Source organism: Micrococcaceae bacterium Sec5.1 (assembly GCA_039636795.1).
Classification (GTDB): Bacteria; Actinomycetota; Actinomycetes; order Actinomycetales; family Micrococcaceae; genus Arthrobacter.
Genome location: CP143430.1, coordinates 937,109 through 961,126, shown reverse-complemented (window position 1 = coordinate 961,126; position 24,018 = coordinate 937,109). Strand labels below are relative to the sequence as shown.

The following is a 24,018-nucleotide window of genomic DNA, read 5'->3' as shown; positions in this document are numbered from 1 at the left end:
CATTCGGCAAGGCGCGCGAAGGAGTTGGTTTTCTTGAACGACGACGGCCTGACAGAGGCGGTGCAGGAGGCCGGGGCTGTTGAATTGCTGCTGGTCCGGCATGGAGAAAGCGAAGGCAACGTGGCCGCGACGGAAGCTCGCCTGGCACGGGCTGAGGTCATTGACGTCCCCGCCCGGGACCCGGACGTCAACCTCTCGGGTACAGGCCAGGATCAGGCCAAGGCACTGGGAACGGCGCTGGCCAGGATTCCGGAGGAGATCCGCCCGGACACGGTAGTCTCCTCCCCCTATGCGCGCGCCCTTCAGACAGCGGAAATTGCCGTCCAAACAGCTGGCTGGCCCCTGAAAGTCCATACGGATGAACGCCTGCGGGACCGGGAATTGGGCATTTTGGACAGACTTACCCGCATAGGCGTGGAAACGCGTTACCCCGACGAGGCAGAACGTCGCCTTTGGTTGGGCAAGCTGTACTACCGGCCCCCGGGAGGTGAATCCTGGGCTGACGTCGCGCTTCGTCTGCGGTCCGTCCTGGACGAGCTGAACAGTCTGGGACGGGGACACCGCGTGATGCTCGTTTGCCATGATGCGGTGATCCTGCTGGTCCGATACGTCCTGGAGGGGATGTCCGAACGGGAGATCCTGGACCTCGCGGCCAGTGCAACTGTGCTCAACGCCTCGATTACCCGGTACGTGCGCCCGTCTGGTGCTGGACCGTGGACGCTCGAGAGCTTCAATGTGGCCGACCATCTCACCGAACAGGGCGTCACGGTTACGGAGCATGCCGGAGATGCCAGTGTCCACCCACAGTGATTCCAACGGCACCAGCGGCCCCACGCAAGTGACGCCATCCCTTCTGCGTGATTGGCCTCTGCCAGCTCCTGGGGAAGATAAGTACTCTCGCGGCGCTGTGCTGATCATCGGCGGGGCGCGAACCACTCCAGGCGCCACCATCCTGGCCGGCATCGCCGCCCTGCGCGCCGGGGCGGGAAAGATTACCTTGGCTGTCGCCGAGTCCGTGGCCGTGCAGGTGGGAGTAGCTTTCCCGGAGTGTGGAGCGGTGGGCTTGCCGGAGACCGCCGATGGTTCCGTTACCGGTGAGGGGTTGGACCTGATCTCAAGGTATTTGGAAAGGGCAGATGCCGTGTTGGTCGGGCCCGGCCTGGATGATTCAGATCTGGCCGGGGAATTGCTCACCAGGTTGTTGGAGCGGGAGGAGCTTGGAGGCGAAGGGCCGGCCATTGTCCTCGACGCCTACGCCCTCGGCGGGCTGGTGAAGATAAAGGAGAGGCTGGAACCTTGGCGGGGCCGACTGATTCTCACCCCTAATCCGACAGAGGCCGGGATCCTGCTGGGACGGGACGTAAACCACTTGGAAAATGACGTTGGCGCCGTCGCCGAACAGTACGGCGCGGTGGTGAGCTGCCAGGGCGTGATTGCACGTCCGTCTGGGGACACGCCTGGGGAGCCGGACCTTTGGAAGATCACCACCGGGTACGGAGGCTTGGGTACCTCAGGCAGTGGAGATGTACTGGCCGGCGCCATCACCGGTCTCCGGGCGCGTGGAACCAGCGACGCACAGGCTGTCTGCTGGGGAACCCACCTCCACGCCGCCGCGGCCGACCGCTTGGCCAGCAAGCTTGGCCCGCTCGGATTCCTTGCACGCGAACTCGCCGACGAATTGCCCGCCCTGATGCTGGAGCTCAACACCTGAAACGTTGAGCCTCACAGGATCTAAGCAGGCTTCAGAAGTTCATGTTCCACAACTGCCCTGCGGGAGAGCGTCTTGTAGCCCTCTTGCTCGAACAACACGGTGATGACGTCGTCCTCATGCCTCATCACCAGTCCCGGACCCCATTCCTTGTGAATCACAGCGGATTGCAGAGGGAATGGATCCCTTTCGCCAGTATGCTGTTCGTCTCCGCGCTCTTCCTCTGTACTGCTGAAATCATTGCCGGCGTTGGAAGCAGCGGCGCACGCATCACAATTGCCGCACGGCTCCGAAAGTTCCTCACCGAAATAACCCAGCAGGAACTGCCGGCGGCAACTGTCCGTCTCCGCGTACGCACGCATCATGGTGAGCCGGGACTGGTCGACGCGCTGTCGGGCCTCGGCCAGTTCGACGGCGCGGGCTACGAGCGCCGAAAGTTTGGCTTTGGATGCCAGCCGAATGCCGCGCTTGCCTGTAGTGACAGCGCCGGCTTCCTCCAACTGGTTGACGAGCCCGGTGAGGCGTCGGACAGGGAATCCGGTCAACTCCGCGAGTGCGCCCTTGGGGGCGGGAGCGCCTGCGGCTTTCAGGATCTTCAGTACTGCCAGGAGCGAATCCGGGTCCGGTGAATGCGTACCGAAGAACTTCCGCAGGCCAAGATCCTCTTCGCGGTAATGCAGTGTGGCTGTGGCCGGTTTCCCGTCGCGTCCGGAACGGCCAATTTCCTGGTAATAGGCATCCAATGATTCCGGAATGTCAGCATGGACGACGAACCGCACTTTGGGTTTGTTGATACCCATGCCGAAAGCGGTTGTGGCAACCACGACGTCCAGCTGATCGTCCAGGAACCGCTCATGGATGCGCTCCCGGTCGGCGTCCGACCGGCCCGCGTGGTATGCCTCGGCGCGGAGTCCTTCCTTTGCCAGTTTGGCGGCGTACTTTTCGGTGTCCTTGCGGGTGGCGGCGTACAGGAGCCCCCGCTCGCCTCCCTTGGCCAGAGTGGCAACTTGCTCCAGGACTGCTTTTCGCTTGCCTTTGTCTTCTTGGTGGCGGACCACGTCAAGGCTGATGTTGGGCCGGTCAAAGCCACGGACCAGGACCAGCGGATCTTTCATCCCCAGCCGTTCAAGAATCTCGTCACGCACGGGCGGTGAGGCTGTAGCGGTAAGGGCTGCCGCCGGAGGGTTTCCCAATCGTTCGCGGACATTTCCCAGGTCGAGGTAGTCGGGGCGGAAATCATGACCCCAGGAAGAGACGCAGTGGGCCTCGTCCACCACGAACATCGTGATGTCCAGTTTGGCGATGCGGTCCACAGTCTCCTGTTTGGCCAACTGCTCCGGGGCAAGAAACAGGAAAGTCGCTTTGCCCGACTCCGCTGCCTCCCAGGCGTCCTCCACCTCCGAGTCACTACGGGAGGAGTTGATGGCTACAGCAACGCCGTCACCCAACTGCCCGTTCAGCCCATCCAGCTGGTCCTCCTGCAAAGCAATCAACGGAGAAACCACGACGGCGGGGCGTCCCGTTTGGTTGTAGAGGTACATGGCTGCTACTTGGTAGGTGGCTGATTTACCGTACCCAGTGGGCATTACGGCCAGGACGTCGCGGCCGGATGCGAGGGCATTCATGGCCGCGAGTTGACCGTCTCGCAGCCTAGGCAGGGAAAAGGAAGACGCCGCAAGGGCGCCCAGGTCTGGATCATCGGACATTGGAAAACGACTCCGCACAGTGGGTGTTGCGGCCGCTTGCTTCAGCCGAGGTAACCAGACTAACGCGGGCCGGGACCCGCCGTCGTGCGCTTCTTCCTGCATGTGGATAACTCTGCCCAGCTACAGAAAGACCAGTGTCATGGCGTCATCGAAGGTGTGGCGGTAGCTTTGGATTACTTTTCCTTCGAAGCGGCCGAGTCCTTCAAAAGCGGCCGAGGTACCGGAGGTACCGCTGATGCAGGGCTTGTCTACATCCTTGGTTCTGATCGCTCTCCTGGCTGTGACGGCACCCCTTGCGGTGCGCTTCCTTGACCGGGCGGTCAAGGTGCCGCTGGTGGTGTTCGAGATCGTCCTCGGAATCCTGCTGGGTCCCAGCGTGTTGGGGTGGATCGAATCTACCCAGTTCACGGATACGCTGGCTGATTTCGGGCTGGCGATGCTCTTCTTTGTGGCCGGCAATGAGATTGACTTCGCCGATATCCGGGGCCGTCCCGCCATCCGTGCCTCCGCTGGCTGGGTGATCTCGTTGGCCGCGGGCGTTGGCGCAGGCTTTCTCCTGGCCCCCACACCGGAGGCAGCGGTCATCATCGGGGTGGCGCTGTGCTCCACGGCGTTGGGAGCATTGCTGCCCATTCTTCGCGACTCCGGTGAATCAAAATCCCCGATGGGGACCGCCGTCACGGCATTGGGCGCAGCTGGCGAGTTTGGTCCCCTGATAGCAATCTCGCTGTTCTTCAGCGGCAGGGAGCTGGGACCGGCTACGGCAGTGCTGCTCGGATTTGTGCTCCTTGCCGGCATTGCGATTTTCCTGGCCTCCAGGGCACAGCACACGCTGTTCCACTCGCAGGTCACCAGGACCCTCCACACGAGCGGCCAGTTCGCTGTCCGCTCCATCATGTTCATCCTGACCGTGCTCGTCGTGCTGAGCATGGTCCTGGGACTGGATATGTTGCTGGGGGCATTCGCGGCGGGCGTCCTCTGGAAGGTGGCCATTGCGCGCGCACCCGAACGGGATCGGAAGGTGATTGAGACCAAACTCGACGCCGTCGCGTTCGGATTCCTGGTGCCCATCTTCTTCATCGATACGGGCATAGATTTCGATCTCGGCGCACTCACGTCCAGCGCCATGGCACTGGTGCTGCTCCCTCTGTTCCTGCTCCTCCTGCTGATCATCCGCGGCCTGCCGTCGATGCTTGCTGCCCCGCCCAGGTCCACTTTCGCGGAGAAACGGGCGATCATGCTTTTCGGGGCAACCGGCCTGCCGATTATCGTTGCCGTCACCGCCATTGGCCGGGATCAGGGGTTCATCTCAAGCGGAATCTCGTCAGCACTCGTTGGGGCCGGCATGCTCTCTGTCCTCCTGTTTCCGCTGCTGGCGCTTCGGCAGGGTCAGCGTGAACGACAACGCAGGACACCTGTGCCCCAGGGGGAGGTGCCATAGGACAGGGACTCTGACGACGCGCAAATACTTCGGAGCCACGGCAAAGGGCTGGGGACGCCCTGATTTGGGTGTCCCCGGCCCTTTACTGTGGCAGAAACGAGCAGCGCCAAATAGTGGTCCGCGCAGCGCCCTCCCGGAAAACAAGAAACCCCTCGCCCCGAACAAAATCGCCGGAATCGAGGGGTTGGTGGAGCCCCCTGTCGGATTCGAACCGACGACCCCCGCTTTACAAGAGCGGTGCTCTGGCCAACTGAGCTAAGGAGGCATGCGCCGAAAACGACGCTAGATAAGGTTAGCCCAGAGACTCCCCTTCGCGGAAATCACGACGGCGGCCGCCCACCCGGGTTGAACGCAAGGCACAAACCCGAGGTGACCAACCGCCGTCGTAAATTCCTGAAACCTAGCCCTTGGCGTCAACCGCGGTCTGGATCTCAGCGTTCAGGTCGGTGGATCCGTCCCACTGCTTGCCGTCGATGAACACGGTGGGGGTGCCCGTGATGCCGATGGCTGCCGCTTCTTGCGTGGCGACCTTTACATAGGGGCGGTACTGCTTGCTGTCGATGCAGGAGTCGATGTTCGCCGCGCCAACTTCCTTTGCCATGGACTTGAGATCGTTGTCCGAGATACCGGCACTGCCTTCGGCCGGCTGGCGTTCGTAGAGGAGGTTGAAGAAGTCGGCGTACTTCTCAGGTGAAGAGTTCACTACGCATGCAGCAGCATTTGCTGCACGCGAGGAGTAGTTGGTGGTGGACTGCTGGTCCAGGAAGCCGAGCGGGCGGTACTCGAGGGAAATCTTGCCGTCGTTGCGCAGCTTGGTGAGCGACTCCCCGTAGGTTGTCTCGAACCGCTTGCAGACGGGGCAGATGAAGTCGACGTAAGCGATCACCTTGACGGGCTTGCCGGCCTCGGGCTCACCACCAGGAACAGTCACGGTTGCGGGCTTGGTTGCCGGAGCCGAAGGCACATCCGCCACGTTCACGGACGAGGCATCGGACTTTACGACGTCGGTGTTGGCCAGCAATGTTACGCCGCCGTGCACGTTGCCATTCGCGGGAGTAGGTCCCTGATCGGCGATCGGGGCGCTTTGCTGAATGCTGGTGGTCACCACCAGCGCGATGACGGCCAGGATCGCCACGACCGCAACGACGATGCCCCAACCGATCAGGAGCTTGTTGCGCTTTTCCTTTTTCAGCTGCGCTTCGCGGATTTCGCGCGCTTTCTCCCGTGCCTGGGCGGTGCGTTCAGCCTTGGAGAGGCGGGGTTCGTTTGCGGGGCTCATCAGTTCCTCGGATTACTCGACGTCGGTAGTGCATAGCTTGGGGCAACGGGGTCAGTTTACGGGAGCCAACTAGGAGCTCTGCCGCTGACATGCTTGCCCGGTCGTTGAACGATCAACTGCAGTCTATGATTCCGCCGGTAGGCTGGGAGGTGAGTCACAGCAACCCCAGGGAGCAGTAATGCAGGATTTGGCAAGCGAAAAACTCAAGATGGAAGACGGCGTTAGGGCCTCTCCCACCAGGAAGCCAACGGCGAGCAAGTTCGACTTCATGGTGGTGTCCAACCGCCTGCCTGTCGACCGGTGCAACAGCGATGGTGACGGCGATGGTGGCGGTGGGTGGCGACGCTCGCCAGGCGGCCTGGTTACTGCGCTTGCACCGATGATGACAAAGTCCGACGGCGCGTGGGTGGGTTGGCACGGCGCTCCGGATGAAACTGTCCGTCCTTTCAGCCACGAAGCGATGGATCTTGTCCCGGTCCAGTTAAGCAGCCACGAGGTCGAGCTTTATTACGAGGGCTTCTCCAACGCGACCATCTGGCCGCTGTACCACGATGTCATCGCCCCGCCGGAATTCCACCGTACGTGGTGGGATGCGTACCGCCAGGTAAATAAAAAGTTCGCCGACGCCGTCGTCCGCCATGCCGCGGACGGCGCAACGGTGTGGGTCCAGGACTACCAGCTCCAGTTGGTTCCCCGCATGCTCCGCGAGGCACGGCCGGACCTGAAGATCGGCTTCTTCAACCACATTCCCTTCCCGCCTCCGGAGATCTTCGCGCAGCTGCCGTGGCGCCGTGAGATCATTGATGGCCTTCTGGGTGCGGACCTGCTGGGCTTCCAGCGTCCCAGCGACGCTGGCAACTTCATGCGCTCTGCCCGCCGCTTCCTGGGCGCCAGCGTCAAGCAGCAGCAAGTGCATGTAAAGGGCCCTGACGGCGAGGTCACCCACATTGCCCGGGCGCAGGCCTTCCCTATTTCCATCGATGTTGACCAGATCCGGGAGTTGGCCGGGAGGCCGGACATCATCGAGAGGGCCAAGCAGATCCGCAAGGACCTTGGCAATCCGAAGACCATCCTTCTTGGCGTGGACCGCCTGGACTACACCAAGGGCATCGGCCACCGCCTGAAGGCCTTCGAGGAACTCCTGCGCGAGGGCAGCATCAAGGTGGAGGACGCCACCCTCATACAGGTAGCGAGCCCCAGCCGTGAACGCGTGGAGCAGTACCGGCTTCTGCGTGAAGAAATCGAGGGCACGGTCGGCCATATCAATGGCACCTACGACACCATCCAGAACACTGCCGTCCGCTACCTGCACCACAGCTACCCGGTTGAGGAGATGGTGGCGCTCTACCTCGCCGCGGACGTCATGTTGGTCACGGCGCTGCGCGACGGAATGAACCTGGTGGCCAAGGAATATGTGACGGCGCGTTCCGAGGACGACGGCGCACTGGTCCTGAGCGAATTCGCAGGCGCTGCCGACCAATTGAAGCAGGCGCTCCTGATCAACCCGCATGACATCGACGGCCTCAAGTCCGCCATTCTCCGGGCGGTCAACCTATCCCCCAAGGAAGCCCGCCGCCGCATGAAGCTGATGCGAAAGCAGATCCTGGACCACGACGTCGATCATTGGTCAGCGGAGTTCCTGGCCGCCCTCGAGGAGAAGGTAGTGCGCGATGACAGCTGAGAACCTTTCTCTGTCCCCGGAACTGTTGGACGCCATCCGGCGCATTTCCGGCACCGAACATCTCCTGGTGGCCTTGGACTTCGACGGCACGCTCTCCCCGATCGTGGACCGCGCAGAGGATGCACGGCCCCTGCCCAGGGCTGCCGCGGCTTTGGAAGCCGTCGCCGAACTGCCACGCACGACGACGGCACTCATCTCAGGCCGCGCCTTGGACAGTTTGCGGCTGGTCGCCTCACCTCCTGTGGACACGCTGCTGATCGGCAGCCACGGAGCTGAAGTTTGGCTGGGCGAAGGTTCCCTCGGCCTGGAACTGGATGAGGATCAGCGCAGCAAGTTGGCTGCCGTACGCGAAGTCCTGGCCGAAATCGTGAACATTGCTCCTGGAACGCTGCTCGAAGACAAGCCCGCCGGCGTCGTCCTTCACACAAGGATGGCCGATGACGACGTCGCGGAAGACGCCGTCGAAGCCGCGACGCGGGTGCTGCGCGAGCATCCTGGCGTGTACGTGAAGACCGGCAAACGGGTGCTGGAGGTATCCGTGGTCAAGGCCTCCAAGGGCGAGGCAGTGGAGTTCCTCCGTCAGGCGACCGGTGCCACGGCCATGTTGTTCGCTGGGGACGACGTGACCGATGAGGATGCCTTCGGCAGGCTCATGGGCGACGACGTCGGCATCAAAGTGGGACTGGATTTCACCCAGGCGCAGTACCGTGTGGAAGCTCCAGTGCAGGTTGCGGAATTGCTGGAAGCGCTGCTGCGAGAGCGCCGCCGTGTCACCGCCGAAGCATGAAGCAGGATCAACGTCACATGTGACCTTCGTAACATTTGGGCAGTAAGTCCAAAAGTCTGACATACTCTAGGACGTGATGTGACGCACAGTACCGTGCGACGTCACACGATCCTCCCCGGCCCACGGCCGGGGAGTTCAACTGAAGAAAATGAACCATTCACTACGGATCGTCCGGCACGTACCTGCCGGTGAAGGGATTGATAACTGTGGCTACAGTTACTTTTGATAACGCTACGCGTCTGTACCCGGGCACAGATAAGCCCGCCGTCGATAAACTCAACATCGACATCGCCGATGGCGAATTCCTGGTCCTCGTTGGACCCTCCGGTTGCGGTAAGTCCACCTCCCTGCGCATGCTCGCAGGACTTGAGGATGTGAACGCCGGCCGCATTCTGATCGGTGACCGCGACGTCACGGATGTTCCGCCGAAGGACCGCGACATCGCAATGGTCTTCCAGAACTACGCTCTTTACCCGCACATGACTGTTGCGGACAACATGGGCTTCGCACTGAAGATTGCAGGCGTCTCCAAGGAAGAGCGCGCCGAGCGTGTTCGCGAAGCCGCCAAGCTTCTTGACCTTGAGGCATACCTGGACCGCAAGCCGAAGGCACTCTCCGGTGGTCAGCGCCAGCGTGTTGCCATGGGCCGTGCAATCGTCCGTAACCCCCAGGTCTTCCTCATGGACGAGCCGCTGTCCAACCTCGACGCCAAGCTCCGTGTCCAGACCCGTACGCAGATCGCATCCCTGACCCGCCGCCTCGGCGTCACCACGGTTTACGTGACGCACGACCAGGTTGAGGCCATGACCATGGGTGACCGCGTGGCAGTGCTCAAGGACGGTCTCCTCCAGCAGGTTGACACCCCGCGCAACCTGTACGACCGCCCGCAGAACGTCTTCGTTGCAGGCTTCATCGGCTCCCCTGCCATGAACCTGCTGGAACTGCCGGTCGTCGACGGCGGCGTCCAGTTCGGTGGCACGGTTTACCCGGTCAAGCGCGACGTCCTCGAAGAAGCACACGGACAGACGGTTACCGTTGGTTCACGTCCGGAAGACCTCGAGACGGTCGGCAACGGCGAAGGCCTGCAGGTTGAGGTTGACGTCGTCGAAGAACTCGGCGCCGATGCCTACGTCTACGGCCACACCATCCTGGATGGCAAGAGCCACGACATCGTTGCCCGCGTTGACGGTCGCCGCCCCCCGATGAAGGGCGAGTCCATCTTCGTTCGTCCGCAGTCCGGCCACGTGCACCTGTTCGACACCAAGACCGGACTCCGCCTGGGCGACTAATCCACCGGCAAAAATCCGCAGTGTGACAGCGGCCCGACCCTTCCCGGTCGGGCCGCTCTCGCGTTAACCTTTCCGCAGAAAGAACTGCATGAACACCACGGATAACCTGATCCCCCGCCCCGCGCACATCGCACCCTCGGACGGTCAGGCCTTCACGCTTGCACCCACTGCCCGGATCGCGGCGGGCCAAGCTGCCGTCCCGGTCGCAGAGCAACTGGCTGTGCTGCTTCGCCGCGGCACAGGTTTCGCTCTCCCCATCGTCGAGACGCCGAATGCGGGCGACATCTCCCTGGACTTCATGGAAACGCTCGACGGCGGTCCGGAAGCGTACCAGCTGATGGTCACCGTCGACCGTGCACGCCTCACGGCAACAACCCCTGCCGGCCTCTTCAACGCAGTCCAAACGCTCCGTCAGCTGATCCCGCCCGCCATTGAACACTCCATCACCGGCGCGGACGAATCGGACACCAGGACCGTCGGCACCTGGGTGGTTCCCGCCGTCGAGATTAAGGACGCACCCAGATTCGCGTATCGCGGACTCATGCTCGACGTCGCCCGGAACTTCTTCACGGTCCAAGAGGTGAAGGAGCAGATAGATGTCATGACCCAGTTCAAGCTCAATGCCCTGCACCTGCACCTTACGGATGACCAGGCCTGGCGTATCGAAATCCGGACACCCAAGGCTAATCCATCGGGCCTGGATTATGGGAAGCTCACGGAAATCGGCGGAGCAGGCGCCGTGGAGTTCCCCACTGCGGTACCAGTCCGTGGCCGGGATGGGTTCTACACCCAACAGGACTACAGGCAAATCCAGGAATACGCCGCTGCGAGGAACGTCCTGGTGGTCCCGGAAATCGATCTGCCTGGCCACGTCAATGCGGCCCTTGCAGCCATACCGCAGCTCAACCCGGACGGCCGTGCCGCAAGTATGAGCACTTCGGCAGCAGTGGGCTGGTCCACGCTGGATGTGGCCCTTCCTGTGACGTATGAGTTTGTCAGGGAAGTCCTTGAACAATTGGCAGCGATGACTATCGGCCCCTACCTGCACATCGGGGGCGACGAAGCTTTGGTAACGGACCACGAGCACTATGTCAGCATGACGCAGGAGTTCGTGCGGATTGCCGATGAAACCGGCAAGAAAGTGGTCGGCTGGAACGAGTACGCCTCCGTGGACCTCCGTGAGGGCGACGTCGTGCAGTACTGGTTCGGCGACCTCCCCCCTTTGGTTCAGAAGGCAGAGTCCATGGGGTCCTTGATGATCATGTCCCCAGCGGCAAACACCTACCTGGACCAGAAGTATGAAGCAACCAGTCCCATCGGCCTTGAGTGGGTGGACGGCGGGCCGTTCACCTGGTCCGAGTACTACGACTGGAATCCCGCCCAGGGCGGCCTGCAGGACAATAGGATCCTTGGTGTCGAAGGTCCGCTGTGGACCGAGACCGTCCGCAACAACCAGCAGGCCTACTGGCTCCTGTACCCCAGGGCGGTTTCCTTGGCGGAAGTGGCGTGGTCGGCCCAGGACGTGCGGGACCTTGGTGACTTCCGACGTCGGCTGGGCGCCTTGGGTGAGCGCCTCACGAGGCAGGGCGTCACGTTCCAGGCAGCACCCGACGTCGAATGGTCCGCCCTATCTGAGTTTCCCTTTCCCGCAGCAATGAACGCCAACACCGGCGAGTACGGAACAATTGAAGCATGAGCGAGCAAAACGAAGCCCAGTGGCACGACGAACCGACCGACTACGGGCAGATCGGCAAGCTCCCCAGGACTGAAGCGGCCAGCGCGCAGGATACCGCTCCGCCCGCCAGCGTCATCGGGTCCCTTAACATCACCGCCGCCGCAGCTGATCCGGAGCTATTGGACCTGCCTTGGCACATTGCGCTTGAGGACTGGCCGGCCGAGAACCTCGCTGCCCTCCCCCGCGGTATTTCCCGGCACATCGTGCGTTTCGCGCACTTGGGTGGATCGGTCATTGCCATCAAGGAAACATCCGAGCACGTTGCCCGCCACGAGTACCACATGCTCCGGAAGCTGGCACGCCTGGATGTTCCGTGTGTTGAGCCGGTGGCAGTCATCACGGGCCGGACCACTGCCGACGGCAAACCCCTGAACCCGGTATTGGTCACCCGGCACTTGAAATTCTCCATGCCCTACCGGGCACTTTTCTCGCAGATGCTGCGCAAGGACACGTTGACGCGCCTCATCGATGCCCAGGCGTTGCTGCTTGTCCGCTTGCACCTGATTGGCTTCTACTGGGGCGACGTCTCTCTTTCCAACACGCTGTTCCGTCGCGACGCCGGTGCCTTTGCCGCCTACCTCGTGGATGCCGAAACTGGCGAGCTCTACCCTGACCTGTCCATGGGCCAGCGCGAGTACGATCTGGAGATCGCCCGCGTCAACATCGCCGGTGAGCTCATGGACCTCCTGGACGGCGGGCTCATCGAGGAAAAGGTCGATCCCGTGGCCACGAGTGAACTCATCATGGACAGCTACCGCAGGCTCTGGGCTGAGCTGACGGAGAAGGAATCCTTTGAACTCGGCGAGCGCTGGCGCGTGGGAGCCCGCATCCGCCGTCTCAACGAGCTCGGCTTCGACGTCGAGGAATATGCCATCAAGACCACGGCGGATGGTTCAACCATCCAGCTGCAGCCAAAAGTCGTCGACGCCGGCCATCACCAAAGGCGCTTGCTGCGCCTCACCGGGTTGGACGCCCAGGAGAACCAGGCCCGCCGGCTGCTGAACGATATGGACCAGTTCAGGGCGGACAACAACCCTGACCTGGACGAGGAAATCAGCGCCCACGCCTGGGTCAGCCAGATCTTCGAGCCGATCGTGCGGTCTATTCCCCGGCACCTTGCCGGCAAGTTGGAACCGGCCGAAGTTGTGCACGAGGTCCTGGAGCACCGCTGGTACATGAGCCAGAAGCAGGATCGCTACATCCCGCTCGCGGAGACCGTGCAGTCCTATCTGGACACCGTGTTGCAGCACCGCAGGGACGAGGCTGCCATCATGTTGAACCCCGACACCGAGATGCTCAAAATCCTTGAGGCTGAGGTGGAGGAGTCAGGCCGGTACGACGAAGTGGACGAGTACCCGGACGCGGACGACTAACTCAGGGCTCCAGAGTCTCCGCGAGGCCTGCCAGGACGGGTTCCCGGCCGAGCTCAATGTGCGTGTACGCCAGTGAGTAGGCCAGGTCCGGCCGGCCTTTCAGGATGGCGTTGCACAGCTCTTTGTGTTCGTCCCGTTGGAGTTCGTTGCTGCGGTTGTGTGCCAATCCGAAAATCCAGCGCATGCGGCCGAAGAGCGGCTTCACGGACTCAATCAGCAGCCTGTTGCCGGAGAGACGCACGATCTCGGCGTGCAGCTCGGCACTGATCAGAGTGACGTCGTCTGCGCGGTCCTCGTCGATGGCGGCATTGGAGGCTTCCATCAGTTCCTCGAGCCGACCTGCGGAATGGCCTTCGGCAACGCGGGTGGCAGCCATCCTCGCGGCGAACGTTTCCAGGCAAAGGCGAACGTCGAAGAGCTCGTTGACGTCGGTGAGTGTGAGTTGCCGGACCACGGCGCCGCGGCGCGGGAAGGTGGCCACGAAGCCGTCCTGCTCCAGGCGTTGAATGGCTTCACGGACCGGGATCCGTGAGACGCCGTACATGTCGGACAGTTCCCGTTCGCGCAGGCGCCCACCCTGCGCGAAGGTGCCCGTGACGATCCCCTCCAACACCAGTTGGTAGACCTGTTCCGCGCGGGCCTCGTCATCGCGGCCATTCCCGGTTTCCGGCGTCGCCTCAGCCACTGTCAAACTTCCCTTCATGCCAGCGTCCGCTCCATTCGCCGGCCGGCGCCGGTCAGCGTTCCAACCGAGCATACACGGGTGGAAACAGCTCGTCGGAGGGCGGTTCAAGGCATCATTGGACCCGCGGTTGTTCGTCGCCTGACTTGTTCGTCGCCTGATTGTACGACGGCCTGAGTAACCGGCAAGAGTGGCTTTCGGCGTTGAGCGTTACTCGCCCCTGGCGGTTGGTGCATCATCCAGCGGGGTCCACCAGGTCGCGGGCGGCGTCACCTTGAAGCGGCGCCCGGATACGTCTGATGGAACAATGCGGATGAACTGGTCCTTTTGCCCCGCTTCCCAAGGAAACAGGAGGAGGCCAATGGTATCCAGCACATCCTGCGTCAGCTTCACGGCGGAAGCTTGCCCTTTGACCACCACGCTCCAGGCCACTCCGGTTTCCGCATCCACACCGTCAGCCTCGATCGCAACGGGAGCGTCACCAAGGGCGGCATGAAGCTTGGTGCCCTCCCCCGTGCGGAAAACCATGGTCCCGTGGTCCACCTTGTAATTCACCGGAAAGATGTCCGGGTGATTATCCACCCACACGGCAAGCCGACCCACGGAAACTCCACGGAGGAGTTCCCAGCATTCGTTGGTCTCCAGGACTTCAGTGGCGGGGGTATTGGGGGTGTTGTCGCCAGACGTTGAGTTGGTCATATCGCAGAGGATACGCCGGAGCATAGCCCGCCAACAGTGGCCGAACCCCGTCTAACGGACTATTCACCCCCGCATGCGAGGGTGAATAGTCCGTTAGGGGATGAATCGCGGCTAGATAGCCTTCCCCGGATTCAGAATCCCCGCAGGATCGAACAGCTCCTTGATCCGCCGCTGCAATTCCCGCACGGGCTCAGGTTGCTCCAGTCCCAACCATCGGAGCTTGTACTGCCCCACGCCGTGCTCGCCGGTAATCGTGCCACCCATTTCGAGGCCGACCCGGATCGATTCATCTAGGGCAGCGTTGAGACGTACCAGGGCGTCGGCATCCGTGGCGGGGTCTACCCGGTCCATCCAGAAGGTGGGGTGGAGGTTTCCGTCTCCGGCGTGGGCCACCACTTTGAGGCTGACTTGGAAGCGGTCGGCCATGGCTTCGAGTTCGGCGACGAAGTCCACCAGCCGGGAGCGTGGAACAGCGATGTCCTCTCCTACCCTGAATTCGTCGTCCATTTCCACGCCGCGGCTGTTGCGGCGTAGTTCGACGAGCATTTCGGCTTCTTCGCTGGCTTCGGTAGTGACGGTGGCGCCGCCTTCGGCAAGTACTTGACGTACGACGTCGGCCTCGGCGGCTGCTCCAAAGCCGTCTGTTTGGATCAGCAGCAGGGATTTGCCGCGGGTTTGCAGGTCTGAGCCGTTCATCTCATCGAGCTGTATGAGTGTTCCATTGTCCAGGAGCTCCATGATGGCTGGCTGGACCCGGGCTTTGCCTACTGCCAGGACGCCTGCGGCGGCGCTGCGGAAGTCCTGGTAGAACGCCGCGATGGTGTGGACTTCGCGGGGAAGGTACTTCAGGCGGACCGTCACGCTCACGACGATTCCGAGTGTTCCTTCGGAGCCCACCAGCAGCGCCGTGAGGTCGTATCCGGCAACGCCTTTGAAGGTCTGGTGCCCAGTGTGGAGCAGTGATCCGTTGGACAACACAACGTCCAAGGCCAGCACGGAATCCCGTGTCACACCGTACTTCGCACAGCGCAGACCACCTGCGTTTGTGGCTACGTTGCCACCGATGGTGGACATCTTGTAGCTCGCCGGATCCGGCGCATACATGAGCCCGTGTTCGGTGGCTGCGGCATTCAGGTCGGCGTTGATGACGCCAGGTTCGACGACGGCGGTCTCGTCGTCGGGGTTGAGGTCCAGGATGCGGTTCATCCGTTCCAGGCTGAGTACGATGCAGCCTTGGGTGGCGTGCGCGCCTCCCGAGACACCCGTCCCGGCCCCACGCGCGACGATTGGCACCTGGTGGGCAGCACAAGTGCGAACGATGTGTTGAACGTCTTCCACGGATTCGGCCCAGACCACGGCGAGCGGCAAGTGCCGTTCCAGCAATGGCCCTTGATCTACGGAGTAGACCGTGCGGGTGGCTTCATCTTCCGCGATCTGGCCTGGCCGCAGTCCGGCGGCCAAGCTCTGCAAGAAGGCGCTCTGGCTCGCGTCCGTTTGCTGGTCAGCTTCCTGGCGGCCGACTGTGCGGCCTTTGATGCTTTCCTCTGTTGTTCCGGCCATAGCCGTTTCGTCCGACAAGGTGGTCCCTTCACACATGAGCTCCGCGGACACGCCAAATCGGCAGTCTTCGCAGAGTTTTCAGTGCTCCCAGTCTAGTCAGCGGGCCCCGCCACCGTGGGAACATCGGTTCCTGGCAGGGTCCAGATGCCAGCTGAAATCCCGTCGGCGCACAGAAGCACATCGCCCCCTATCCCCCGGCTCGTCGAGATGTTCCCAAAGCAGTGCACCGGTGCGGCGGACAGCGATTCGAGTTGAGCCGTGGAAAGGACGGCGTTGTCCACGGGGAACTGCGCCGAGTCGCGGGCCGCCATGACCAGGACTGCGGAATCGGCCGTTTCACGCACGAATACCAAAGCATCTCCTTCGGCGTGGATCCAGCGCACCCCACCTTCGGTCAGGGCTGGCAGCTCACGCCTGATCTGGCCCAGCGCAGAGTAGAAGGAAAGCAGATCCTTGACAGGCGGGCGGCCGGATTTTTCTTCCTGCCAACCCCACGGCATGGGCGTCCTGGAGTCCTCGCCATTGAAACCTTCAAGGCCGAACTCATCTCCCGCGAACAAGACGGGAATGCCGGGCAGGGTGAAGGTGAGCACAGCGCCAACCTCCTGGCCGCCGTCGATCATTACTGTCGCTGCACGTGCGGTGTCATGCGTGTTGAGCGCATTCATGGTGTTATTTCGCACACCCCAGTTAAATCCGGCTACGAGGTCCTGATGCGTGGCCAGGAAGTCTTCGGCCTCGATCTTGTTAGGCCCAGCCTGGGGCGAGCCGAACAAGTTTACGTGCGGCGCATCCCCCGCAAGCCAGGACCACAATGGCCGGGTGAGGTTGGAGTACGTCATCGCACCGTGCCAGTGCTCACCCGTGAAGTCCGGCGCGGCGTCGGAGGTGGACTCGGCCAACAAAGCCGCATCCGGGTTGATTTCACGGACCCGCTCCGCGATAAGCCGTGAAACCTCGTGATTCAGGTCCACGGAGCCAAGGCGCCCGGTCATATTGCCGACGTCTATCCTCCAGCCATCCAGGTTGAAGGGCGGCTTGAGCCAGCGGCCAACCACTGAATCGTCGTCCGTCACGAAACGCCGCCGGAGGGCATCCGAGGACCAGTTGAGTTTGGGCAGCGACGCCACACCCCACCACGACTCGTACGTCGAATGGTCCTCGTTGAAGTAGTAATAGCCCGCTTCCTCTGAGCCGGGATCGGCGAGCGCCTTCACGAACCAGTCGTGTGCATCGCCAGTGTGATTGGCGGTGAGGTCGCCCATCACACGAATACCCCGGGAATGCGCCGCCTCTACCAGCTCCACCAGCGCTTGGTTCCCGCCAAGGAGAGGGTCCACGGAGTCGAAGGTAGAGGCGTCGTAGCGGTGGTTGGAACGGGCAGGGAAGAACGGCGTCAGGTAAAGAACATCGACGCCCAGTTCCTGGAGATGGTCCAGCTTGTCCGTAATTCCGGGCAGGTCGCCGCCGTAAAACTGAATGGGCGTTTCCCGCCCCGTAGCCACCACTGGCTCGTCCCACGAGCTGCCCACAGCCCAGTCCGATAGCGGGTGCTCATCGGCCTGGGCAGAGCGGGCGAAGCGGTCCGGAAACACCTGGTACATCGTGGCCCGATGCAGCCAATGCGGTGCCGGGGCAAATGTGGTCAGGCGAAAGTCCGCTGAATCAGAAACGTCCCTGTTGAAAAGTCCTTGGGCGTTGAGGTTCCAGTAGTGCCGCCCACTTGCGCTGCTGGTGGGAGCACCGGACGTGGTTCCGACACGGCTGGTTGCTTCGATTTCCAGGAGGAAGCGGTATTTGGCCACAGGATTGGCCACCAGCATGGCTGCTTCCCACCAGTCCCAGCCATCAATGGTGCCGAGCCGGATCGCGGCGTCGTAGCGTGGTTCGCCGTCCTGCAAGGAACGGACCCAAACGCGGGACGCGGAACCCCACTCCTGCGGAACCCGCAGCCGGAGCCGAACAATATTGCCCAGGGAAATCCGTCCGGGAGCAGGACCCGAAACATGAAGAGCGGATCCGTCGTGATGTGGAATGACAAGCGTCATGGTCATCCTTTCACTGAGCCGGCCGTAAGTCCGCTGACGATGTACTTCTGCAGGAAGAGGAACAGCGCCATGACCGGGATAGCGGCGATAACAGCGCCGGCGGCGAAGACGCCCCAATTCTCGGAACGCTGCTGTGCCACGTAGGAATAGAGCCCGACGGCGAGTGTCTGGCTGTCAGGATCGGTCAGGACAACGCTGGCGATCACGAACTCGCTGGAGATACCGATGAATGCCAGCAGCCCAACAACCGCCAGGATGGGAGTGACCAGGCGCAGAATAATGCCGAAGAAGATCTGGATGTGGCTGGCGCCATCGATCTTTGCAGCTTCGTCCAGGGACTGCGGGACCGTGTTGAAGAACCCGTACATAAGGTATGTGTTCACGCCCAGCGCCCCGCCCAGGTACACCATGATGAGCCCCAGCTGGCTGCCAAGGCCCAGGGCCGGGATCACCTGCGAGATACCGCTGAGGAGGAGGAAGATCGCGACGACGGCCAGCAGTTGCGGGAACATCTGCAGCAGGAGCAGGGTCAACAGTCCTACCCGGCGGCCCTTGAAGCGCATGCGGGAGAACGCGTAGGCGGCCATCGCCCCCAGAAAGACTGTGGCGGCGGACGTCACCAGGCCCACCACCAGGGTATTGAGGAACCAGCGCCCGAAGGGACGGCTCGGATCGTTGAAGAGCGCCGTGAAGTTGCCGGTATCAAACCTGGAGAACAGACCGTTGGAGCCTACCAAGGTGCCGTTGGAGTCCAGTGCTGCCGACAAAACATAGAGCAGCGGGAACACGGCAAAGATGGTGGTTACGATGCCGACGGCGTGCCGCCAGCCTTTGTCTTTGAACCAAACCCCAAAGGGACGCCGCTTTGGCACCAACGGTGCGGGACCGCCAACGTGAGCCTGTTCAATGGTGGGGAGGGTGCGTACCTGTGCCTCGCTCATTAGTTCACGTCCTCGAGTGCTTTGGTCTGCTTGAAGCTGATGGCCGAAATCGTGGCCACGATGACGAAGATGATGATGGCGAGCGCGCTGGCCAGTCCGTAGTCGCGACCGGTGCCTTGGCCGAACGCCACCTTGTAGACCAACGTGATCAGGATGTCCGTGGCTCCGATATCGCGATCGGTGTCTGCAAAGCGAGGCCCGCCGCCGGTCAACATGTAGATGACATTGAAGTTGTTGAAGTTGAACGCAAAGGAGGAGATCAGCAGGGGCGCCACCGAGACCAGCAGCAGCGGCAGCTTGATGGAGCGGAAGACGCGCCAAGGGGACGCTCCATCCATGCGGGCAGCCTCATCAATTTCTGTTGGCAAGGATTGAAGTGCCCCGGTGCAAACGAGAAACATGTACGGGAATCCGAGCCACACATTGACCACCAGCACACTGACCTTGGCCAGGACTGGGTCCGTGAGCCAGCCAATGTTCGCCCCGCCCAGCAGGGTCTGGTTGAGCCAGCCGAACTCGGGGTTGAGGATGCCCGACCACACCAAACCGGACAGGAACGCCGGGAAAGCGTAGGGCAAAATCATCAGGATCCGGTAAACCTTTTTGCCGCGGAGATCCTCACGGTTGAAGGTGATGGCCAGGAAAAGCCCCACGGCGAAGGTCAGGGCAACGGACGCTACGGAGAAGGTGAACGTCCAAAGGATCACGCCCAGGAGTGGACCGCGCAGGCTCGGATCGGTGAAGGCCCGGGCGAAGTTATCCATGCCGACGTCGATCTTCCAGCCGGTGGCCAACGTCTCTCCGTTGGCGTCCGCGAAGGCGCCCTTGCCACTGTCGCGGTAGGCCTTGCCGGTCTCGCTGTCAGTGAAGGTATCGGTGGCGGCGTCGTAGCTCAGTGCTGGCTTGAACTGGTAGGCCGTGCTGCCATCCGCGGTGCGCAGGGTCCCATCAGCGGGATCCTCTGAAACGGGAACGGTAATCTTCAGGATTTCCTGCTGGTTGGCCACGATCTCCTGGAACTTCAGTGTTTCGTAGCCAGGCAAGGAGTTGGCCTTGCCGGTGGAATCCTTTCCCGCCCCGGAGACCTCAGAGAGTGGCTCCTCGGTGCTGCCTATCTGAGCTTTGCCGGAGGGGTCCGTAAACAACAGGTAGAACGTGCCGCCCTTGGTCAGCACTGCTGCCTTGTATGCGGGGGAATCCGGGACGCGCTTCTGAGCCGTCAACTGGATGGCCGCGATGGCGTCTTCCTTGGTGCTGTTGTGCCCGTCGCCGTAATTGGTGAAGGCGATGTAACCGCTGAAGAACACCACCAGGACCTGGAACACCAGCAGGAACAGCACACCCGGAGCCAGATACTTCGCCGGCAGCCCGCCCTTGCGCAAATAGATCCAATTAATAGCCAGGACCACCAGTGAGGACACAACCAGCGCTGCCCACGATTGGCTCAGGAACAGCATCATCAGCACGTACACAGCAAAGGCATCCACCAGGCCCAACAGCACGATCTTAAGGATGGTGCCCTTGAGGGAGTCGGGGCCCCGGCGGCCGCTTCGTACATTGAGGCGGGCAGCGTTCTGGTGAACAGCGTTCTGGTGGGCAGCAGCGCGAGGCGGCTGCACCCGCGTCGTACTCGCTGTGCTGGCTGGCAGTTCGTGGAGATCTGGCTTTGGCATTTTGGATCCTTGGAGTAAAGCAGTTTGCGGCGGGCACGGGCCGGACGGTGGGGCCGGGGCTGGACGGCGGGCACCGTCCGGCCCCGGGCAGACCGGGGGGAATCACCGGTTGCGGCGTCAGCCGCCGATCTTGGACTTGATGCTCGCGGCCATCTTGGTCCACGCTTCAGCGGGATCGCCCTGGCCCTTGATGATGGCCAGTTCCGTGGCGCCCCAGTCAGCCCAGACGGCGCTCATTTCGGGGATGGCCGGCATGGGCACGCCCGTGGCGCCGATCTTGCCGAAGGCCTCCACGACGGGATCGCTGGCTGCCTTCTCAAAGGATGCCTTGAGTGCCGGCGGGCGACCGCCTGCCGTGTACATGGAGTCCTGAGCGGACTCGGAGGTGAGGTAGTTGGTGACGAATTCATTGGTGGCCAGGGCATTGGCACTCTTGGCGCTGATGAAGAACCCGTTGACGCCAATGAATGGCTGGGCAGCTTCGCCACCGGCCGTGGGCAGCTCATCAACTGCGAACTTGATGCCCTTCTTCTGAACGTCCGGCACGTTCCATGGGCCCGTCAGGAAGTACGGGGATTCTCCGGCAAGGAACTTCTCCTTGGCGATGTCGCCGGTGATGTTGGAGTTGATGATTTTCTCACCGGCGTCGCCCCAGGCCGCCAGCTTCTTGGCGAATTCGACGCCGGCAGCGTCACCGATGAGAAGCTGCTTGGCATCGTAACCGCCGTCGGCGTTCTTACCGAAAACCTGCGAACCCATGGAGGACTGCAACGGGTACAGGTGGTACGGATCGCCCTGCTTGGGATCCATGCCCACCAGGAACGGGAACGTGGCTTTGCCCTCTGCAACGGCCTTCTTGCCGTTGGCCACTACCTCATCCAGGGTGTTCGCCTTGCTGTCCACGATGCTGGTGTTGCGGAGGAGGGCAATGTTCTCGATGGCGTACGGGACGCCATAGACGGCGCCGTTGTAGGTCATGGCCTTGATGGAGGAATCCTGGAACTGGCTGGCTTTGTCGCCCAGTTCCACCGGTGCGATCACACCGTTTTGAACGAACTTTCCAATCCAGTCGTGCGGTCCAACGATCAGATCGGGGCCTTGGCCGGTAGGAACCTGAGTGATGAAGTCATCGCGGACGGCAGCGAAGTCCTTCACTACGAGCTTGACTTCGATGCCGGTGTCGGACTTGAACTTTTCGGTGATGTCCTTCAACGCCGGCGATCGTTCGGCGTCCACCCACATAGTGATGGTGCCGGCGCCGGCTGCTTTGAGGTCCTGCTTTGCGGCTTCCGAGCTGGGAGCGGTGGAGGCAGTGCCGCCACAGGCGCTCAGGGCCAGGGCTGCGACCACGGAGATCGCGCCGGTAGCGAAGACGCGGCGGGTGGTCTGAGTCGCGAGGGTGTTGTGCACCTTCATTGGTGTCCCTTTCCTTATGTGCTTCGACGGCGGGGGCTCCAGGCCCAGCGGCAGCGTCGGTGATGCGGCTCACAACTGCAAGCGCTTCCACAGCGTACATGTCTAAATGCGAGTTGTTAAACCACGACACTCCGTAACGTTGTCATGGGAGGGTCATTTTCACTGTAAGCGTTTCCAATCGGGTGCGTGGTCTTCTACCATGTGTTCATGTCTGTTGATTCATTGCTCCCAGTTGAGGCGTCCGCGCCCTCTGCAGCTTTCGCTACATTGACGCCCGTCCACTCGGCCTCCGCGGCTCACGGATGGTGGCGCTCCGCGGTCATCTACCAGATTTATCCGCGGTCCTTCCGGGACCTCAATGGCGACGGAATCGGCGACCTCGCGGGTATCACGCACGAACTCGCCCAGCTCACCGAACTGGGCGTTGATGCCGTCTGGCTCTCGCCGTTCTACCGCTCACCGCAGCGGGACGCGGGTTATGACGTCAGCGACTATTGCGATGTCGATCCGCTGTTTGGAAGCCTCGCGGACTTCGACGCCCTGATCTACGAAACCAACCGGCTGCACCTGCGGGTCATTGCAGATCTCGTTCCCAACCACTGCTCGGACCAACACGCCGCCTTCCAGGCCGCACTCGCGGCTCCGGCGAACAGCCGCGAGCGTGACATGTTTATCTTCCGGGACGGCCAAGGACCTGACGGAAGCGAGCCTCCCAACAACTGGCAGTCCCATTTCGGTGGCCCCGCCTGGACCCGCATCGTGGAACCGGATGGCCGGCCCGGGCAGTGGTACCTGCACCTCTTTGATTCCTCGCAACCGGATTTCAACTGGGACAACGATGCTGTGCACGCCGAGTTTGAGCGGGTCCTCCGCTTCTGGCTGGACCGGGGAATTTCCGGTTTCCGGGTGGATGTTGCCCACGCACTGGTCAAGGCAGCCGGCCTGCCCAACTGGGGTGGACGCGCGGATGGCAACAGCTCGTACGGCTTCCCCGGCCACGAGGCTCCCATGTTCGGACAGCCCGCGCTGCACGATATCTACCGGCGCTGGCGCTCCATCCTGGAGGAATATGGCCCCGACCGGATCCTCTGCGCCGAAGCCAATGTCGATCCCCTGCCCCGGCTGGCTCAGTGGGTCCGGCCTGACGAGATGCACCAGGCCTTCAATTTCCCGTACCTGCACGCTGGTCTGGACGTGAACCGCCTCCGCCATATCATCACCGATTCTCTGGTCTCGCTGGACGCGGTTGGCGCACCGAGCACGTGGGTGCTGTCCAACCACGACGTCGTCCGGCACGCCACCCGATTCGGTTATGACGGGCCTGGTCCCCGCGATGGCGACGGTATCGGCGCCGACGACGTACAGCCCAATGAAGAACTCGGACGACGGCGGGCTGCCGCGGCCACAATGTTCATGCTTGGCCTCCCCGGTGGCGCCTACCTGTACCAAGGGGAAGAGCTTGGGCTGCCTGACTCCACCAGCATTCCCGGGAGCATGCGCCAGGACCCCACCTTCGCCCGGACTGGCGGAGAAAGGATAGGCCGCGATGGCTGCCGCGTGCCCTTGCCGTGGCGTTCTTCGGAGTTGCATGCCGGTTTCGGCGACGGCCATGAACCTTGGCTGCCGCAACCGGAGTCCTGGGGGTCATTGGCGAGGGACAAGCAGCAGGAGGATCCGGCGTCGCACCTTAACCTTTACCGGGAAATGCTTGCCCAACGCGCCGAACGTCGGTTGGGCCAAGGTTCCCTGGCCTGGGTGGAGGATTACTGCACCGAGTCCTCGCTCGCATACCTCAACGACGACACCCTGGTGATCATGAACGTGGGCAACGAGCCCCTGTCGCTTCCCGAGGGCAAGGTAATCCTTCGCAGTTCAACGGCAGACGGTGCCCTTGCCCTGGGCTCCGATCTGCAGGGCACGGATCTACTTAGCGCGGGTCTACTAAGCTCGGGGGAGAGCATCTGGCTCACAACCAGCTAACTTTCCCACCGAGGAGCAGC

At 62.3% G+C, this 24,018-nt stretch carries 18 protein-coding genes and 1 tRNA gene; 9 read left to right on the top strand and 10 right to left on the bottom strand.

Annotated elements, in window-relative coordinates:
- Positions 1 to 24 precede the first annotated feature (24 nt).
- Both VUN82_04620 and VUN82_04615 read left to right on the top strand, forming a co-directional pair.
- Positions 25 to 810 carry a histidine phosphatase family protein gene (locus tag VUN82_04620; protein ID XAS73136.1) on the top strand — a complete coding sequence of 262 codons (786 nt, stop codon included), beginning with the start codon at positions 25 to 27 and terminating at the stop codon, positions 808 to 810.
- Complete coding sequence (locus VUN82_04615) at positions 788 to 1,711, top strand: NAD(P)H-hydrate dehydratase (GenBank protein XAS73135.1); 924 nt, start codon at positions 788 to 790, stop codon at positions 1,709 to 1,711. Before VUN82_04620 ends, VUN82_04615 begins: the two co-directional genes overlap by 23 nt.
- Before the next feature lie 20 nt (positions 1,712 to 1,731).
- On the opposite strand, the gene VUN82_04610 is transcribed toward VUN82_04615, so the two are convergent.
- Positions 1,732 to 3,414, bottom strand: coding sequence for a RecQ family ATP-dependent DNA helicase (locus VUN82_04610; protein ID XAS73134.1), 1,683 nt, complete (start codon positions 3,412 to 3,414; stop codon positions 1,732 to 1,734).
- A gap of 235 nt (positions 3,415 to 3,649) precedes the next feature.
- On the opposite strand from VUN82_04610, the gene VUN82_04605 reads away from it, so the two are divergent.
- Positions 3,650 to 4,855: a cation:proton antiporter gene (locus VUN82_04605; GenBank protein XAS73133.1), complete on the top strand. Its 1,206-nt coding sequence runs from the start codon at positions 3,650 to 3,652 to the stop codon at positions 4,853 to 4,855.
- A gap of 188 nt (positions 4,856 to 5,043) precedes the next feature.
- On the opposite strand, the gene VUN82_04600 is transcribed toward VUN82_04605, so the two are convergent.
- Positions 5,044 to 5,120, bottom strand: a tRNA-Thr gene (locus VUN82_04600).
- A gap of 135 nt (positions 5,121 to 5,255) precedes the next feature.
- Positions 5,256 to 6,134: a thioredoxin domain-containing protein gene (locus VUN82_04595; GenBank protein XAS73132.1), complete on the bottom strand. Its 879-nt coding sequence runs from the start codon at positions 6,132 to 6,134 to the stop codon at positions 5,256 to 5,258.
- 208 nt (positions 6,135 to 6,342) lie between these two features.
- On the opposite strand from VUN82_04595, the gene VUN82_04590 reads away from it, so the two are divergent.
- From VUN82_04590 to VUN82_04570, 5 genes are all read left to right on the top strand, one after another.
- Positions 6,343 to 7,815 (top strand): trehalose-6-phosphate synthase, encoded by a 1,473-nt coding sequence (locus VUN82_04590; protein XAS74607.1) that lies wholly within the window; start codon positions 6,343 to 6,345, stop codon positions 7,813 to 7,815.
- Positions 7,805 to 8,602, top strand: coding sequence for a trehalose-phosphatase (otsB, locus tag VUN82_04585; protein XAS73131.1), 798 nt, complete (start codon positions 7,805 to 7,807; stop codon positions 8,600 to 8,602). The genes VUN82_04590 and otsB overlap by 11 nt, the downstream gene beginning before the upstream one ends.
- 206 nt (positions 8,603 to 8,808) lie before the next feature.
- Positions 8,809 to 9,891, top strand: a complete 1,083-nt coding sequence (gene ugpC, locus VUN82_04580; protein ID XAS73130.1) for a sn-glycerol-3-phosphate ABC transporter ATP-binding protein UgpC — start codon at positions 8,809 to 8,811, stop codon at positions 9,889 to 9,891.
- A gap of 88 nt (positions 9,892 to 9,979) precedes the next feature.
- The gene (locus tag VUN82_04575; protein XAS73129.1) at positions 9,980 to 11,587 is read left to right on the top strand and encodes a beta-N-acetylhexosaminidase; all 1,608 of its coding nucleotides are present in this window, start codon (positions 9,980 to 9,982) and stop codon (positions 11,585 to 11,587) included.
- Positions 11,584 to 12,999, top strand: coding sequence for a DUF4032 domain-containing protein (locus tag VUN82_04570; protein ID XAS73128.1), 1,416 nt, complete (start codon positions 11,584 to 11,586; stop codon positions 12,997 to 12,999). The genes VUN82_04575 and VUN82_04570 overlap by 4 nt, the downstream gene beginning before the upstream one ends.
- Position 13,000: 1 nt before the next feature.
- Here VUN82_04570 and VUN82_04565 read toward each other — a convergent pair whose 3' ends face one another.
- From VUN82_04565 to VUN82_04535, 7 genes are all read right to left on the bottom strand, one after another.
- Entirely contained in the window at positions 13,001 to 13,702 is a 702-nt protein-coding gene (locus VUN82_04565; protein ID XAS73127.1) for a GntR family transcriptional regulator, read from the bottom strand.
- A gap of 189 nt (positions 13,703 to 13,891) precedes the next feature.
- A complete protein-coding gene (locus VUN82_04560; protein ID XAS73126.1) occupies positions 13,892 to 14,380 on the bottom strand; it encodes a pyridoxamine 5'-phosphate oxidase family protein in 489 nt (162 codons plus the stop codon).
- 111 nt (positions 14,381 to 14,491) lie between these two features.
- Positions 14,492 to 15,940 (bottom strand): FAD-linked oxidase C-terminal domain-containing protein, encoded by a 1,449-nt coding sequence (locus VUN82_04555; GenBank protein ID XAS73125.1) that lies wholly within the window; start codon positions 15,938 to 15,940, stop codon positions 14,492 to 14,494.
- A 92-nt stretch (positions 15,941 to 16,032) separates the two neighbouring features.
- The gene (locus tag VUN82_04550; GenBank protein XAS73124.1) at positions 16,033 to 17,988 is read right to left on the bottom strand and encodes a glycoside hydrolase family 13 protein; all 1,956 of its coding nucleotides are present in this window, start codon (positions 17,986 to 17,988) and stop codon (positions 16,033 to 16,035) included.
- A gap of 2 nt (positions 17,989 to 17,990) precedes the next feature.
- Positions 17,991 to 18,929 carry a sugar ABC transporter permease gene (locus VUN82_04545; GenBank protein XAS73123.1) on the bottom strand — a complete coding sequence of 313 codons (939 nt, stop codon included), beginning with the start codon at positions 18,927 to 18,929 and terminating at the stop codon, positions 17,991 to 17,993.
- Positions 18,929 to 20,602, bottom strand: a complete 1,674-nt coding sequence (locus VUN82_04540) for an ABC transporter permease subunit (GenBank protein XAS73122.1) — start codon at positions 20,600 to 20,602, stop codon at positions 18,929 to 18,931. Before VUN82_04540 ends, VUN82_04545 begins: the two co-directional genes overlap by 1 nt.
- Before the next feature lie 117 nt (positions 20,603 to 20,719).
- Positions 20,720 to 22,018, bottom strand: coding sequence for a maltose ABC transporter substrate-binding protein (locus VUN82_04535; protein ID XAS73121.1), 1,299 nt, complete (start codon positions 22,016 to 22,018; stop codon positions 20,720 to 20,722).
- 207 nt (positions 22,019 to 22,225) lie between these two features.
- On the opposite strand from VUN82_04535, the gene VUN82_04530 reads away from it, so the two are divergent.
- On the top strand, positions 22,226 to 23,998 hold the full coding sequence (locus VUN82_04530; protein XAS73120.1) for a glycoside hydrolase family 13 protein: 1,773 nt from the start codon (positions 22,226 to 22,228) through the stop codon (positions 23,996 to 23,998).
- Positions 23,999 to 24,018: the final 20 nt, after the last annotated feature.

Excerpts from the sequence above, each read along its gene's own strand:
- VUN82_04615 (XAS73135.1), top strand. The coding sequence starts at position 788 with ATGCCAGTGTCCACCCACAGTGATTCCAACGGCACCAGCGGCCCCACG.
- VUN82_04610 (XAS73134.1), bottom strand. The coding sequence starts at position 3,414 with ATGTCCGATGATCCAGACCTGGGCGCCCTTGCGGCGTCTTCCTTTTCC.
- VUN82_04605 (XAS73133.1), top strand. The coding sequence starts at position 3,650 with ATGCAGGGCTTGTCTACATCCTTGGTTCTGATCGCTCTCCTGGCTGTG.
- VUN82_04595 (XAS73132.1), bottom strand. The coding sequence starts at position 6,134 with ATGAGCCCCGCAAACGAACCCCGCCTCTCCAAGGCTGAACGCACCGCC.
- VUN82_04590 (XAS74607.1), top strand. The coding sequence starts at position 6,343 with ATGGAAGACGGCGTTAGGGCCTCTCCCACCAGGAAGCCAACGGCGAGC.
- otsB (XAS73131.1), top strand. The coding sequence starts at position 7,805 with ATGACAGCTGAGAACCTTTCTCTGTCCCCGGAACTGTTGGACGCCATC.
- VUN82_04575 (XAS73129.1), top strand. The coding sequence starts at position 9,980 with ATGAACACCACGGATAACCTGATCCCCCGCCCCGCGCACATCGCACCC.
- VUN82_04570 (XAS73128.1), top strand. The coding sequence starts at position 11,584 with ATGAGCGAGCAAAACGAAGCCCAGTGGCACGACGAACCGACCGACTAC.
- VUN82_04565 (XAS73127.1), bottom strand. The coding sequence starts at position 13,702 with ATGAAGGGAAGTTTGACAGTGGCTGAGGCGACGCCGGAAACCGGGAAT.
- VUN82_04560 (XAS73126.1), bottom strand. The coding sequence starts at position 14,380 with ATGACCAACTCAACGTCTGGCGACAACACCCCCAATACCCCCGCCACT.
- VUN82_04555 (XAS73125.1), bottom strand. The coding sequence starts at position 15,940 with ATGGCCGGAACAACAGAGGAAAGCATCAAAGGCCGCACAGTCGGCCGC.
- VUN82_04550 (XAS73124.1), bottom strand. The coding sequence starts at position 17,988 with ATGACGCTTGTCATTCCACATCACGACGGATCCGCTCTTCATGTTTCG.
- VUN82_04545 (XAS73123.1), bottom strand. The coding sequence starts at position 18,929 with ATGAGCGAGGCACAGGTACGCACCCTCCCCACCATTGAACAGGCTCAC.
- VUN82_04540 (XAS73122.1), bottom strand. The coding sequence starts at position 20,602 with ATGCCAAAGCCAGATCTCCACGAACTGCCAGCCAGCACAGCGAGTACG.
- VUN82_04535 (XAS73121.1), bottom strand. The coding sequence starts at position 22,018 with ATGAAGGTGCACAACACCCTCGCGACTCAGACCACCCGCCGCGTCTTC.
- VUN82_04530 (XAS73120.1), top strand. The coding sequence starts at position 22,226 with ATGTCTGTTGATTCATTGCTCCCAGTTGAGGCGTCCGCGCCCTCTGCA.